Source organism: Streptomyces sp. NPDC096132 (assembly GCF_044763345.1).
In the GTDB taxonomy this organism is placed as follows: domain Bacteria; phylum Actinomycetota; class Actinomycetes; order Streptomycetales; family Streptomycetaceae; genus Streptomyces.
The window spans coordinates 36,362-51,236 of record NZ_JBIWGA010000003.1; the positions used below are offsets into that span (position 1 = coordinate 36,362).

The 14,875-nt window shown below is 75.4% G+C and carries 5 protein-coding genes; 1 reads left to right on the forward strand and 4 read right to left on the reverse strand.

Annotated elements, in window-relative coordinates:
• From ACIRF9_RS07965 to ACIRF9_RS07980, 4 genes are all read right to left on the reverse strand, one after another.
• Positions 1–309, reverse strand: a complete 309-nt coding sequence (locus ACIRF9_RS07965; RefSeq protein WP_403818083.1) for an acyl carrier protein — start codon at positions 307–309, stop codon at positions 1–3.
• Entirely contained in the window at positions 306–5,051 is a 4,746-nt protein-coding gene (locus ACIRF9_RS07970; protein WP_403818085.1) for a beta-ketoacyl synthase N-terminal-like domain-containing protein, read from the reverse strand. Before ACIRF9_RS07970 ends, ACIRF9_RS07965 begins: the two co-directional genes overlap by 4 nt.
• 35 nt (positions 5,052–5,086) lie before the next feature.
• Positions 5,087–11,998 carry an SDR family oxidoreductase gene (locus tag ACIRF9_RS07975; RefSeq protein WP_403818088.1) on the reverse strand — a complete coding sequence of 2,304 codons (6,912 nt, stop codon included), beginning with the start codon at positions 11,996–11,998 and terminating at the stop codon, positions 5,087–5,089.
• Positions 11,999–12,494: 496 nt separating this feature from the next.
• Positions 12,495–13,475: an enoyl-CoA hydratase/isomerase family protein gene (locus ACIRF9_RS07980; protein WP_403818091.1), complete on the reverse strand. Its 981-nt coding sequence runs from the start codon at positions 13,473–13,475 to the stop codon at positions 12,495–12,497.
• Between the two features lie 49 nt (positions 13,476–13,524).
• On the opposite strand from ACIRF9_RS07980, the gene ACIRF9_RS07985 reads away from it, so the two are divergent.
• The gene (locus tag ACIRF9_RS07985; RefSeq protein ID WP_403818094.1) at positions 13,525–14,550 is read left to right on the forward strand and encodes a CoA transferase; all 1,026 of its coding nucleotides are present in this window, start codon (positions 13,525–13,527) and stop codon (positions 14,548–14,550) included.
• Positions 14,551–14,875 lie beyond the last annotated feature (325 nt).

A 14,875-nucleotide genomic window follows, 5' to 3' on the forward strand; every position in this document is an offset into this window, starting at 1 on the left:
TCAGCTCGCCTCCGCCGTCTTGAGCCCGGTCACCACGTACTCGACGAGCCGCCCCACGGTGAGTTCGATGATCTCGTCGAACTCCATGCCGGCCAGGAACTCGGCGAAGTTGATCCGGTCGCCGTACCGCTCCTGGAGCATCCCGGCCAGGGTCACCAGGTCGATGCTCTCCAGCTCCAGGTCGCGGTTGAAGGTGGTCTGCATCCCGATCTCGACGTCGTCGAGGCCGTACTCGTCCTCCAGGAGACGCGCGAGCATGCCGGTGAGATCGGCGAGGACGCTCTCCTCGTCGGCGGTGACGGGGGTCATCGGTCGTACTCCTTCGCTCGAGTCGGTCCCGTGATCACTTCTGCGGGTCCCGGGGTCCAGGCCACGACGTACTCACGGGCCGGCAGGGTGGGCGGGTTGGCGGCCGGCTCGCAGTGGACGGTGTAGGCGGGGGCCAGCCGTCCCGCGACGGTCAGCCGGTCGCCGGACGGTGACGCGTCGAGCACGGTGAAGTCCCGCGGGCGTCCGCCGAACCCGGTTCCCTCCGCCTTGGCGACGGCCTCCTTCGCCGTCCAGAAGCGGGTGAACCAGCGGGCCTCGGAGTCGCCGCCGGTGGCCGACAGGCTGTGCAGGAGGCGGAGTTCAGCGGCGCCGAGGGCGGTGGCCACCGTCTCCGGTCCGCGGTCGGTGACCTCCTCGACGTCGATGCCGGGGCCCGGCCCGGGCGTGTACGGCCGGACGATCGCGACGCCCGCCTCGGCGCAGTGGGCCAGCGACACGGCCAGCGGGGGCAGGCCGCGGCCGTGCGCCCCGGTGACGTACGGGCGGCCCGACTCGTCGTTGCGCACCCGCAGTTCCGCTGGGAAGACCGGGCCCTCGCCGTGGTCCCACAGCCACTGCCGTACGGCGTCCTTGACCGCGATCCGGCCGAGCAGCCACTGCCGGCGCCCGCGCGGGGCGTGCGCCGCGTACTGCGCACGCTCCTCGCCACCGAGCGAGTTGCGCATGATCAGCTCGCGGGAGGCGAGGTCCGGCCACCGCTCGTGCAGCAGCGACCAGCCGCCCGGCCGGGCCTCGGACAGGGTGTTGCGCTCCGGGAAGCGCTCCACGGGACGGGTCTTCGGGTCGTTGTCGAAGCGGCGGTCCTGCCAGCCGGACAGCTCCGCCCACAGCGTGCCGTCGACCGTCAGCTGGACGTCGGCCTCCAGGGCGGTGTCGGTGAGCGAGGTGATCCGGACGAGGCAGCCGACTTCGGTGCCGGGCGCCGGGTGCGGTCCGAAGAAGCGCAGCTCCCGCATGCCGACAGGGAAGACGACGGTCCGCTCCGTGCGGGTCGCCATGATCCAGTAGCCGAGGATCTGGCCGACGTTGTCCAGCAGCGCGCCGGGTGCGGGCGGGGTCGTGATGACCCCGCGGACGTGCCGGTCGCCGATCGCGGTCAGCTCGGTGACGCCCTGGAACGCCGGGCCGTGGAACATCCAGCGCTCGTCGTAGAGCTGGGCGGCGGTGTGGTCGGGGGCGCGTTCGGCGCCCGGCACCGGCCAGGGGGACTCGGGCGGGGACGGGTGGCGGGCGGCGAGTTCGACGGTGGCGCGGGCGCGGGGCCCGAACGACACGGCCAAGCGGTCCGGGCCCTCGGGCGTCGCCGTCACCGGTACGTCGACGGCGGGGGTGGCGGTGAGCCACTCCTCGAACCGCGCGCCGTGCACGGCGACCGGCACGGTGCCGGGGGCCGCCTCGGCCGCCGCGTCCATGATGTGCTGCACGATCGTCGTCGCCGGGACCACGGGCCACCGGTCGGCCACGTCGGGCCAGCCGGGGCGCTGCGGGAAGAAGCAGTGGTCCAGGAGGTGGGGCATCGTGTCGGGGGAGACGTGGACGGTGGTGCGGCGGGGGGTGAGGGGGGTGAGGGGGCTGGGGGTCGGGGAGACGGCGGTCGGCGAGGCGAGGCTGCTCATCACGGCTGCGGCCGTGTCCGCCGTCTCGCGCATGAGCGCGCTCAACTCGGCGGCCAGCGGGGAGTGTTGGACGAGGGCGTCGAGTGATGAGGGACTGGTGCCGGTGCGGGGGTTGGTGCCGCTGGTGCGGAGCTCTTCGCGGAGTCCGGCCAGCCGGTCCGGCGCGAGCGACACCAGCGCCCCGCTCAGGTCGAGCCTCACCGGCGGCCGTTGTCGGGTGTCGGACCGCCCGGGCCGCCGTGGCAGGGAGGGCGCCACCGCCGCCCCCGCCGTCCACAGGGCCGTGGCCACGCGACGGAGCTGGGCCAGACCGGTGCGGTGGGGCGAGTTGGCCGCCACGACCAGGTGATCGAGTCCGCCCAGTGTGTCCCCGGCGAGGGAGCCGAGTTGCCCCGGACCCGCCTGGACGAACACGCGGTGGCCCGACGCGTACAGGGCCAGCGTCAACTGCCGGAAGCGTACGGGCTCCAGCAGGTGTCGGACGAACAACTCCCGTATCTCCGCCTCCCCTTCGGGGAAGGGTGCGGCGATCGTGCCCGACCAGACGGGAGTGTGCGGCGGGTGCAGCCGGAAGCGGTCGGCGGCCTCCCTGATCGGGCCGAGGTGGGGCTCCAGCATCGGTGTGTGGAAGCCCGAGCGGAACGGCAGCACCTGGCTGAGGACACCCCGGGAGCGGAACGCCCGGACGAAGTCCTCCACCGCCTCCTCCGGCCCGCACACCATGGACTGACCGGGTGCGTTGTCGTGGGAGAGGACGAGTCCCGCCGCGGCCCCGCCCTCGTCGCGCAGGGCGGCCAGCACGCGGTCGGCGGACGCGCCGATCGCGCCGAAGGCGAGACCGGGGACGGTCACGGAGTCGGGGTCGAAGCCGGCCATGAAGGCGTCGACCTCGTCCCCGGCGTACAGTCCGCCCGCCGCCATCGCCGTCCACTCGCCCACGCTGTGCCCTGCGACCGCGTCCGGCACGATCCCGGTGCGGCGCAGCGCGGTGTCGAGGAGGCGGCCCACGGCGACCACCCCGAAGCCGTGCCGGCCGACGTCGTCCGTCTGCCCTCGCGGAAGCGCGGGCGCGGGCAGGCCGAAGTGGGCGGCGATGTCGTCGACCCGGGGCGTGAAGTCGCCCTCCAGGCCCGGGAAGAGGAACGCCAGCTTGCCGCGTCCGGCACCCAGCAAGGGGTCCGGCCGGAACCAGACGTCGCTGCGGCCGTGCCAGGCACGCCCCTTGCCGACCGCGCGCCGGGCCAGCGCGAGCCGCTTGGCCGTCGGATCGACGATCCCGAGCCGGGCCGCTCCCGCGTCCGGATGCGGACGGTCGGGGTCGAGCCCGGCGGCGCGGACGGTGCCGTCATCGGCGTCGAGCAGCCCGGCCAGCCGATCCGGCGAACCGGCGGCGAGCAACAGGACACGCTCGGGCTCGACGACGCGCGTGAGCGGGCCGCGGCCGGGGCGAGCTCCTGGCATGACTGCGTGGTCGGCGATATGGGCTCCCGGCGTGACCGCGTCGCCGACGGGATGGGCTCCCGGTGTGACCGCGTCGCGGACAGGTCGGGCCTCCGGTGTGACCGCATCGCCGAAGGCATGCGCTCCCGGCGTGACCGCGCCCTCGGTCGAGCGGGCCCCCCGAGCTACCGCATCGACTCCCGGGCGCAGCCCTGCCGTCTGCTGCGCCGCGCCCCGGCCCCCCGGTGCCTCCTCCAGGACGACATGCGCGTTGATCCCGCCGAATCCGAAGGCGTTGACGGCCGCCCGGCGTACCGGCCGGGCCGGTGTCGTTTCCCATTCCGCCGCCTTTTCCAGGGTGCGGAAGCGGGTGTGGGCCAGTGCGGGGTGCGGGTCGTCGCAGTGCAGCGTGGGCAGGAGTGTGGCGTGGTGGACGGCGAGGGCGGCCTTGATCAGGCCGGCGACACCGGCGGCGGGCATGGTGTGCCCGATCATCGACTTCACCGAGCCGAGGACCGCGTCGCGGTCGCCGTCTCCCGGCACCCCGGGCGGTCCGAACACCTCGGCCAGTGTGGTCAGTTCGGCGCCGTCGCCCGCCGGGGTCGCGGTGCCGTGCGCCTCCAGCAGGCCGAGCGAGCCGGGCACCGCGGGGTCGAGTCCGGCGGCCCGCCAGGCCTGCCGTACGGCCTGTGCCTGGCCGCCGGGGTCGGGGTTGACCAGCCCGGCCGCGCGGCCGTCGCTCGCCACCCCGGTGCCGCGGACGACGGCATAGATCCGGTCGCCGTCGCGCTCGGCGTCGGCCAGCCGTTTGAGGACGACGACCCCCGTGCCCTCGCCGATCAGGATGCCGTCGGCGTCCCGGTGGAAGGGACGGATGCGCTGGCTGGGGGAGAGCGCGCGCAGCTGGGAGAAGACGCTCCACAGGGTGATGTCGTGGCAGTGGTGGACACCGCCCGCGAGCATCAGGTCGCAACGCCCGGAGGCCAGTTCGCCGACCGCCTGGTCGACCGCGACCAGCGACGACGCGCAGGCCGCGTCCACGGTGTAGGCGGGACCGCGCAGGTCGAGCCGGTTGGCGACCCGGGAGGCGGCGAGGTTGGGCACGAGACCGATCGCCGACTCGGGACTGTCCGGACCGAGCCGCTCGGTGAACGCCGCCCGCACCAGGGCGAGTTGCCCGTCGGTCAGGTCGGGAAGCAGTTCGCCCAGCGTGCGCACGAGCTGGCCCGCCGTGCGCACCCGCTGGTCGAGCCGGACCAGGCCGGGGGTGAGGTAGCCGCCCCGGCCGAGGACGACGCCGACGCGCCCTCGGTCGGGGAGGCGGTCCGGGCCGCCCGCGTCGTCGAGGGCGGCGGAGGCCACGTGCAGGGCGATGAGCTGGTCGGGCTCGGTGCCGGCCACCGAGTTCGGCATGATCCCGAACCGGGTGACCTCCACCTCCGCCAGCCCGTCCACGAACCCGCCCCGCCGGGCGTAGACCCGGTCCGCGACCGCGGGTTCGGCCGCGGTGCCGGGCCGGTAGTAGTCGGCGTCCCAGCGCCCGTCCGGCACCTCGCCGATCGCGTCCACGCCGTCCCGCAGATTCCGCCAGTACGTGTCCAGGTCGGCGGCGCCCGGCAGCAACACGGCCATCCCCACGATGGCCACCTGAACTTGACGTGCCATCACGGATGCGGTCGACGCAAGGGCCACGGGAGCCGTCACCAGCCCGACGCGGTGTGGACCACGGCCGTGGCCGACTGCTCGCCCCACGCCAGCTCCCGCAGCAGCGCCGCCGTCCCCTCCTCGGGGTCGATCAGCCGGATGCCGCGCCGGGCGTACTCACGGGCCAGCTCCGCCCCGACCATCCCGGCGTGGGAGGGCGCGGGCGCCCACGGCCCCCAGTGCACGGTCACCGCGCGCCGGCCGGTGCGGGCGGCGAAGGCCGCGCCGAGGGTCTCCAGCGCGTCGTTGGCGGCCGCGTAGTCCACCTGGCCCCGGTTGCCCAGGACGGCGGAGATGCTGCCGAACAGCACGGTGAACGCGGGCGCGGACGGCAGTTCCTCCAGCGCCGTGAGCAGCGCGTCCGCGCCGGTCGCCTTGGTGCCGTAGACCCGCTGGAAGGACTCGGCGGTCTTCTCCGCGATCAGCCGGTCCTCGATCACCCCGGCCGCGTGCACCACGCCGTCGAGCCGGCCGTGCTCGGCGTGGATCTCCTTGACCGCCTGCACCACCGCCTCGGGCTCCCGGAAGTCGACCGAGCGGTAGCGCACGCGGGCGCCGAGCGCGGTGAGTTCGGCGAGCGTCGCGGTGATCTCCCGCTGGGCCAGCAGGAGTTCGGCGGCCCGGTTGATCTCGGCCGGCTTCAGCCCACCGCGCGCGGCGAGCACGGACCGCAACGCGGCCGGGGTGCGCGCGGCGGAGGTGTCGGCGGCCTCGGGGCCGTCAGGGGCGGGCGTACGGCCGAGCAGCTCCAGCCGGCAGCGGGCGGCACCGGCGAGCGCGGCCGCGAACTGCGCGGTGATGCCCCGCGCCCCGCCCGCCAGCACCACCACCGAGTCCCGTTCCAGACCGAGCGCGGCCGCCTCGGCGACCCCGTCCCCGGCGGGCCCGGCGCCCGTGCTGCCGAGCGCGCCCAGCGGCGCCTCGACCAGCTCGAAGCCGTACCGTCCGCCGGCCGAGCGCACCACCACCGGCGTACGGTCGCCGGCGACGGCCTCCGCCACCACCGCGTCGGCGACGGCGGACGCCGAGGCGTCGGCCAGGTCGACGACCCGCGCGAGCGTCTCCGGGTACTCCCGCGCCACGGTCCGGAACAGGCCGCGCAGCCCGGCCGAGCGCGCGTCCGGCACCTCGCCGTCGGCGTGCCGCACGGCCAGCAGCCACCGCGGCGAGAGTCCGAGGGCCGCCTTCAGCACGGGGAACGCGTCCGGCAGCACCGGCGCGTCGTCCTCCGCGCCCGCGAGCGCCCCGAGGTACAGCACACCGTCCACCGGCCCGTCGGCCTCCGACAGCACATGGTCCCGGCCGTGTACGACGACCTCGGCGCCGTGGGCCGTCAGCCGGGCGGCGGCCTCGGGGGCGTCCCCCAGGACGGTCCAGCGGGTGCCGGAGAGCACGGGGAACGGGTCGGACGCGTCGGCCTCCAGGAGGACCGGTCGCAGTATGTGCCGCCGGGGCGGCTCGCCGGTCACGTCCTCCTCCGGACCCGCCACGGACGGTACGGGGGCCTGTGGTGGTCCCTGTGGGAGTTCCTGCGCGGGGCCTTCCAGCCTGGACCTGAGCCAGTCGGTCACCGCCGCAGCGGTCCGCGCCTTCGCCAGCTCCTCCAGCTCGGCGTCGTCCATCGAGGTGAGGTCCGCACCCGCGCCGGCGCCCAGCCGCCTCGCCAGCTCACCGGCGATCTCGGCCCGCTTGATGGAGTCGATGCTGAGGTCCGCCTCCAGATCGAGGTCGGGCTCGATCATGTCGACGGGGTAGCCGGTGCGCTCGCTGATGATCTCCAGGACGACCTGCTCGACGTCGGTGTCCCCGGCCGGCGCCGGTTCGGGTTCCGGGACCGGTGCCGGCGCGACGGCGAGTTCGGGCATCGCCGGGGTCACCTCGGGCCGGACCACGACCTGAGCCCCGGCCGGTGCCGGTATCGGCGCCCCGGGCACGGCGCCGAAGTAGGTGAGCAGCACGTCCCGTTGGGCGGCGATCATCTCCCGGCTGGTGCGCAGGAACTCGGAGATCAGCGCGTCCCGGTCGGACGGGACGCCGTGCGGGGGGTTCGTCGTCACAGTCGTCACAGTCCCTTCGACGGGGTTCACGACACGTCGGGCCGGTGCGAGGGCACCGGGCAGGAGGGCACCGGCGGCCGTGCGGACCAGGTGCCCGTCCACGGTCCAGCCGGGCCGCTTCGGTACGGGGGTGCGGACGGCGTCGACCGCGCCCCGGCCGCGCAGCAGCCATCCGGTGCGCACCGGCAGCCCGGCCACGGCGAGCTGCGCCAGGGCGTCGAGCCAGCCGCGCAGACCGCTGCCCGGCCGGGGCTCGCAGGCCACCGTGCGGTGCGGGCGGTCCCCGAGGATCTGCCCGACCAGCCGGGTCAGCACGGACCCGGGGCCGGCCTCGACGAAGACCCGCGCTCCCGCCTCGTACATCGCCTCGATCTGCGCGACGAAGGCGACGGGCGCGCCGATCTGCGCGGCGAGCCCGGCCCGCACGGCCTCGGGATCGGCGTCGTACGGGGCGGCCGTGCGGTTGGACCAGACGGGGAACTCGGGCGCGTGCACCGGCCGGGCGGCGAGCGCCTCGGCGAACCGGTCACCGGCGCCCGCCACCAGCGGGCTGTGGAAGGCGCACGCGACGGGGATCCGCTTGGCCCCGAGCCCCGCCTCCCGCAGCAGCCGTACGGCTTCGGAGACGGCGTCGGTCGGGCCCGAAATCACGGTCTGAGACGGCGAGTTGAGGTTGGCGAGCACCACGGAGTCCGGGGCGCCCGCCGCCCGCAGGGCCCGGGTCACCTCCTCGGCACCGGTCGCGACGGCGGCCATGCTGCCGGGCTCGTCACCGGCGGACCCGGCGGCCTCGAGGATCGCCGCCGCCCGCTCGCTGCTCAGCTCCAGCAGCGTCTCGGGATCGAGGGCGCCGGCCGCGCACAGGGCGACCAGCTCGCCGTAGCTGTGCCCGGCGGCCAGGTCCGGGTGCACCCCGGCCGCCGTGAGCACGGCGTGCGCGGCGAGCCCGGCGACGCCGAGGGCGGGCTGGGCGACCCGGGTGTCGGTGAGCGCGGCCTGCTGCCGGTCCCGTACGGCGTCGTCGAAGGCGGCCGGCGGATACAGCGCGTCGGCGTGGGAGCGGCCCAGCTCCAGATAGGGGCGCACCTCGGGGAAGGCCACGAAGAGGTCGGCGAGCATACCGGTGCGCTGACTGCCCTGGCCGGGGAAGAGGAAGGCGACCTCGCCGTCCTGGGGGTCGTACGCGTGCACCCCGTGCCGGGGGTCGGTCTCGTCGCGCAGCGCCTGCCGCAGCTTCCCGACGAGGTCGGCCACGTCCGCCGCCACGACCGCGACCCGCACCGGATCGGTGCTCGCGTCCGAGCGCCGGGCCGCGCTCAGGGCGAGGTCGCGCAGTCGCCACGGCCGGCCCTGCGCCTCCGCGCACCTGAGCAGTTCCTCGATCGCGCGGTGGGCCGCGGCCTCGTCGCGCCCGCGGAAGAGGAACAGCTCGGCCGGCCAGGCGTCCAGGCCCCGCACCGGCGGCGCCCCGTCCGCGTAGGCACCCAGCACCACATGGAAGTTGGTGCCGCCGAACCCGAACGCGCTGACCCCGGCGATCCGTTCCTCGGCGGGCGCCGCCCAGGGCCGTGCCTCCGCGTGGAAGGCGAACGGGCTGCTCTGCGCGTCCCACGCCGCGTTGGGCGTCTCGATGTGCAGGGTCGGCGGTCTGACCCCCGTGTGCAGCGCCAGCAGCGTCTTGATCATCCCGGCCAGCCCGGCCGCGCACTTGGTGTGACCGATCTGCGACTTCACCGAACCGAGCGCACAGTCACCGGACTTCGCCCCGGCCTCGGCGAACACCTCGCTCAGGATGCGCAGTTCGGTGCGGTCGCCGACCACCGTCCCGGTGCCGTGCGCCTCGACGAGACCGACCTCGGCCGGAGAGACGCCCGCGTTGCGGTACGCCCGCTCCAGCGCCGACCGCTGGCCCTCCGGGCGGGGGGCGGTCAGGCCGAGGGAGCGGCCGTCGCTGGAGGAGCCGAGCCCCTTGACGACACCGTAGATCCGGTCGCCGTCGCGCTCGGCGTCCGCGAGCCGCTTGAGGACGACACACGCCACGCCCTCGCCGAGCGCGATGCCGTCCGCCGAGCCGTCGAAGGCGCGGGAGCGGCCGGTCGGGGCCAGGGCGTGGACGGAGGAGAACAGGACGTAGTCGTTGATGCCGTTGTGCAGGTCGGCGCCGCCGCACAGCACCACGTCGGAGGTGCCGGCGACGAGTTCCTTGCAGGCGACGTCCACCGCGGCGAGCGAGGAGGCGCAGGCCGCGTCGACGGTGTAGTTGGCGCCGCCGAGGTCGAGCCGGTTGGCGATCCGCCCGGAGATCACGTTGGCGAGCATGCCGGGGAAGGAGTCCTCGGTGAGCCGCGGGAGCTGCTCGTCCAGGCCGGCCGGGACCTTCCCGTAGTACGAGGGCAGCACGGCCCGCAGCGTGGCCGCGTTCGACAGGTCGCTGCCCGCCTCCGCGCCGAACACCACCGAGGTGCGCGAGCGGTCGAACTCCCGCCCCCCGTCGCCGTATCCGGCGTCCTCCAGCGCACGCCGGGCGGCCTCCAGGGACAGCAGCTGCACCGGCTCGACGCTGCCGAGGGACGCGGGCGGGATGCCGTAGCGCAGCGGGTCGAAGGGGATCGGCGGCAGGAAACCGCCCCACTTCGACGGGGTGGACTCGCCGTGGTGGACGGCCGGGTCCCAGCGGTCGGCCGGCACCTCGCCGACCGCGTCCACGCCGCCGACCACATTGGCCCAGAAGGTCGGCAGGTCGGGTGCCTGCGGGAACATGCACGCCATGCCGACGACCGCGATGTCGAGCGGCGCCGGAGCCCCGGGCTCCTCGCGCGCAGCCGTCTCCAGGCCCAACTCGGCGGCCCGCAGCGCGAGATGCGAGGCCGCGCCCGTGGTCACCGACGTGTGCAGCGCCGCCAGGGTCGTGGTCGCCGAACGCAGCACGGCCACCTGCCCGGCCATGAACATTCCCTCGGCGTACTGGCGTTGCTCGTCGACCGGGGCGAGCGGGCCGGTGCCGTCCCGGGTCACGCCCTTGCTGGCGATGCGCAGCCGGCCGACGTTGAGCCGCTCCAGCTCCTCCCAGATCCGCCGCTCGGGCACGCCCTCCGCGCGCAGCCGGGCCTCCTCCGCGCGGAAACCGGCCGCGAACGGGCTGGGCACACACCGGGTCGCGTGGCCCGGCGCACTCTCGAGGAGCGTGGTGCGGTCGGCCTCCCGCACCTGCCGCTGGAACAGTGGCCGGATCGCGCCGTGCGCCACCGCCTCCTCGGTGAACAGATACGCCGTACCCATGAGCAGGCCGACCGCCGCACCGCGCGCGGTCAGCGGCGCGGCCAGCGCGGCGACCATCGCCGCCGACCGCTCGTCGTGCACCCCGCCCGCGAAGAACACCTCCACGTCCGAGCCGTCCGAAGCGCCTGAGTCGGCCAAGTGGTCTTCCAGAACAGCGAGTTGGGCCTCCCACAGCGGAAAGCTGCCGCGCGGTCCCACGTGTCCGCCACACTCCGAGCCCTCGAACACGAACCGGCGCGCCCCCGCCTGGAGGAACTGCCGCAGCAGCCCCGGCGACGGCACGTGCAGGAAGGTCCGGATGCCGTCCCGCTCCAGCGCCTGCGCCTGCGACGGCCGCCCGCCCGCGATGATCGCGTGCGTCGGCCGCAGCTCCCGTACGGCCTCCAGCTGGGCGGCGCGCACGTCCTCCGGCGCGAAGCCGAGCACACCCACCCCCCACGGGCGCCCCGCCACCGCCTCCCGGGTCTCCGCGAGCATCGCCCGCGTCCGCGCCCCGTCCGCCAGGGCCAGCGCCAGGAACGGCAGCGCCCCCTCCGCGGCGACCGCGGCGGCGAAGGACGCCTCGTCGCTCACCCGGGTCATCGGCCCCTGCGCCAGCGGCAGCCGCGTGCCGAGCGCCCGGCTCATCGGCGAGTCCGCCCGCAGCGCCCGTACGGCCGTGTCGTCGCGTACGGCGTCCAGGACCGCGTCGCGCAGAGCCCGTACCGTGCGCCGGGCGTCCCCCCAGCGCTCGGCGAAGCGGGCGGCGAGGAACCCGTCCTGGCCCACCGGGAGCAGCTGGGTGCGCGCGTCCCGGGCACCCAGCAGCGCCGCCACCGCCTCGGGTCCCGCGTCGTCCGGGACGCCCGGGGCGTCCGGGCCGCGCCGCTGCAGGACGCGGTGACCGGCCAGGACGACGGTCTCCGAGCCGTCCATCGCGCGCAGCGCGGCAGCCGCGGGCTCGGGCAGCGCCGAATCGTCCAGCAGGGCGAGCTGACTGTCCAGGACCACGCCGGCCGCCCCGCCGGCCACCGCGGCGGCGGCCGTACGCGGGCCGATGCCGCCGCACGCCCACACCGGCAGCCCGAGGCCGGGCTCCGCGAGCAGCTGCTGCAGCAGGACGAAGGTGCTCAACTCCCCGATCCGGCCACCGCACTCCGCGCCCCGCGCGATCAGCCCGTGCGCCCCGGCGCGGGCCGCCTCCCGCGCGCCCGCCAGATCGGTGACCTCCACCAGCACGCGGTACCGGTCGGCCACCTCCGCGACCGGCCAGGGCGCGTCGGCGGCGAGGACCACCGTGTGCGGACCGGCCGGCCCTGGACCGCCCGTGGCGGGGGCAGCGGGGTCGGCGGGGTGGGCGGGTGTGAGAGCGGCGGGTGTGAGCCGACAGCCCGGTCCGACCCGGACGCCGAACGCGCCCGGTGACGCGCGGCGCAGCCGGGACAGTGCCTCGCGCGCTCTTCGGTCCCCGGGCCCGAGGTCGAGCACACCTAGCCCGCCGGCCCGGCCGACCGCCAGGGCCAGCCCGGCATCGGGCTCACGGAAGGGGGTGATGCCGATGATCATGTCCTCGGAACGCACAGCGGACGTCATGATTCTCCGAATCAACGTGAAACCGCAGGGTGGGGGGTTCAGGACGGCAAAGGCGGTGCACCGCATTCCCGCGGGCACGGATCACCGCGGAACGCGGATTAAAACGTCGCTCGAAACGCATGGAAAGGTAGTGCTCTTATTACTCACCGGTCAACGATCGAACGATCGGCTGGTGACCAGCCGCAATGATTCGGTCAGTCCCGGACGGTCGGCCAGGGTGGAGGAAACCGGTTGAATTCCTTTCGGTCCCGGCGGCGTTCACTCCCCACTCACGCCATAGAAACATGAACGACCGAAAGAAATGGGTTCCTTTGGACGGCATGTCCGCATCGGGGTGCGCATTTCCGGCCCGGTGCGGGCGCGGAAGGAAAATCCGTGTGTCGGCCGGTGAGTGTCCGGGAAGGGCCGGGGCGGGTCTTGACGTGCGACGATCAGCCGCCAAGACTGGCATGACTCGTAGTCAGGCCGGTCCTCGGGAGGTCGTCGACCGGCTTGACTACGTGACGCGGAACTCCGCGGGCCGCGCCGGGGGAGTCCGCCCGCCGATCTCGCCGATCTCGTCGACCAGCCCCCAGGCGAGTGCTTCCACCGCCCCCAACGGGGTTCCGGTCAGCGCCAGATACGCCGTGCGCTCCCGGCCGATCCGGAATGGGAGGCTCGCCGTGCCGCCCGCGCCGGGGATCAGTCCCATGCCGGTCTCCGGCAGCCGGACCGTCGTACCGGGCGCGGCCCGCACCCGGCCCGCGAACGCCGCCAGCTCGATGCCCGCGCCCACGCAGGCGCCGTGCAGATGGGCGGTCACCTTCGCAGCGCAGCGCTGGAGCAGGGCGGCGGGACTGCGGCCGACCCGGACGAGATGAGCGGCGGCGGAATCCCGGGACGTACCGAACTCGGCGAGGTCGCCGCCGCTGCAGAACGCCGGCCCGTTGCCGTGCAGGTCGACGCGGGTGATCGACGGGTCCGCGACGGCCACCTCCAGCGCCTCGCACAGCGCGTCGCGCGTGGCGGCGTCGAAGGCGTTGCGCACCCATGGGCGGTCCAGCGTGACGGTGAGGCGGTCGCCGTCGCGGTGCAGCCGCACCGGCTCGGCGGCCGGGCGCGGGATCCGTGGACGGGCGGCGGCCAGCCAGTGGCGGAAGCCCGCGCCGCCCTGCAGGGCGGAGTACGCGAGGGACTCCACGACCAGCCGGTCCCCGGCGGGCAGCGCCGCTCCCATGCGCAGGACCTGCGCCAGGGTGACGGAGGCCGCCGGCTGCCGGGTGACGTTCTCGCGGAGGAGCCGGGCGGTGGCGTACGGATCGGGACACCCGACCCACGGACGCGGCGGGTCGGGTACGGCCGTCAGGAGGACGTCGAACTCGCCGCCGACCGGACGGGGCCGGGCCGCCAGACCCACCAGCACCGCGTGCCCCGGCGAGGACGGCGGCCCGGTGCCGCGGTCGAGGTCGAGATCGAGCAGACGGAAGGGCGGCTCCATGACCCCGGGAGTGTAATCTTGCCTCACCTCGGAGGAGAAGGGTGTTCGCATGCGGAAGAATGCCACTCTCGAAGCCTGCTGGATGGAGACGGTCGCCCCGCACCTCGGCCCCCTCGCCCGGGTGACCGACGACTTCACCGCCCTCACCGGCGTCCCCGTCGACCTGCCCAGCGCCCTCTTCCTGCGGGCGCGCCTGGCCGGTTTCCGCCTCCCCGGCCGCACCTCGGCGGGCGGCTCCTGCCGGCTTCTCGCCACCGCCGACGGCTGGGCCGCCGTCAACCTGGCCCGCCCCGACGACACGGCCGCCCTGCCCGCGCTGCTGGCCCTCCTCGGGGCGAACCCGGACGCGGATCTGCCCGCGGCGGCGCGGAGCGTCACGTCCGCCCAACTGGCCGCTCAGGCACAACTGTTGGGCATCCCGGCGGCGGCTCACGCCTCGACCGGCGCCGACCGCACCCCCGTCCGCGCGACCCGCCACGGATCACGGCGGCCTCGCGCCCTCACCGGTCTCCGTGTCGTCGACCTCTCCGCCCTCTGGGCCGGTCCGCTCTGCGCCTCCCTGCTGGGGCGTGCCGGCGCGCTCGTGGTGAAGGTGGAGAGCACGACCCGGCCCGACGGGGCCCGCTCCGGGCACCCGGAGTTCTATCGCCGGCTGCACGAGGGGCACGAGAGCCGTGTGCTCGACTTCACCACCCCCGCACTCGCCCGCCTGATCGCCGAGGCGGACGTCGTCATCGAGGCGTCCCGGCCGAGGGCCCTGCGCCGGCTCGGCATCCACGCGGAACGCTTCCTCGCCGCCCGGCCCGGCCGTGTCTGGGTGAGCATCACCGGCTACGGCCGCGACGACGACCGTGTCGCCTTCGGTGACGACGCGGCCGTGGCGGGCGGCCTCACCGGCCGCGACACGGACGGCCGCCCGGTGTTCCTCGGCGACGCCCTCGCCGACCCGGTCACGGGCCTGTTCGCCGCCCACGCCACCACCCGCTCCCTGACCGCCGGCGGCGGAGAGCTGCTCTGCGTGTCCATGACGGCATGCGCGGCGGCGCTTGCGGGGGTCCGGGGGCGGGTGCGATGAGCCGGGTCCACGGGGTGGTCGTGGTGCGGCGGGGCTCGGGCGCGGTTGCGGTGAGGCGGGCGGGCGCCGGGGTGTCGGGTGAGGCCCTGTGGGTGGGGCGGATGCCGGGAGTGGGGCGGGTCGTGGGGCGGATCCCGGCAGTCGCGGTGAGGCGGGGTCGGGAGGCGGTTGTGGTGCGGCGGGGCGGGCGCCGGAGTGTCGGGTGGGGCCCTGCGGGTGGGGTGGAGGCCGGGGTCGTGGTGAGGCGGGGTCGGGAGGCGGTCGTGCCGAGGTGGGGGCATGTCGGGGTGGCGGGTGGGGCCCTGCGGGTGGGGTGGAGGCCGGG

Coding starts and splice junctions, on each gene's coding strand:
- ACIRF9_RS07965 (WP_403818083.1), bottom strand. CDS start 309: ATGACCCCCGTCACCGCCGACGAGGAGAGCGTCCTCGCCGATCTCACC.
- ACIRF9_RS07970 (WP_403818085.1), bottom strand. CDS start 5,051: ATGGCACGTCAAGTTCAGGTGGCCATCGTGGGGATGGCCGTGTTGCTG.
- ACIRF9_RS07975 (WP_403818088.1), bottom strand. CDS start 11,998: ATGACGTCCGCTGTGCGTTCCGAGGACATGATCATCGGCATCACCCCC.
- ACIRF9_RS07980 (WP_403818091.1), bottom strand. CDS start 13,475: ATGGAGCCGCCCTTCCGTCTGCTCGATCTCGACCTCGACCGCGGCACC.
- ACIRF9_RS07985 (WP_403818094.1), top strand. CDS start 13,525: ATGCGGAAGAATGCCACTCTCGAAGCCTGCTGGATGGAGACGGTCGCC.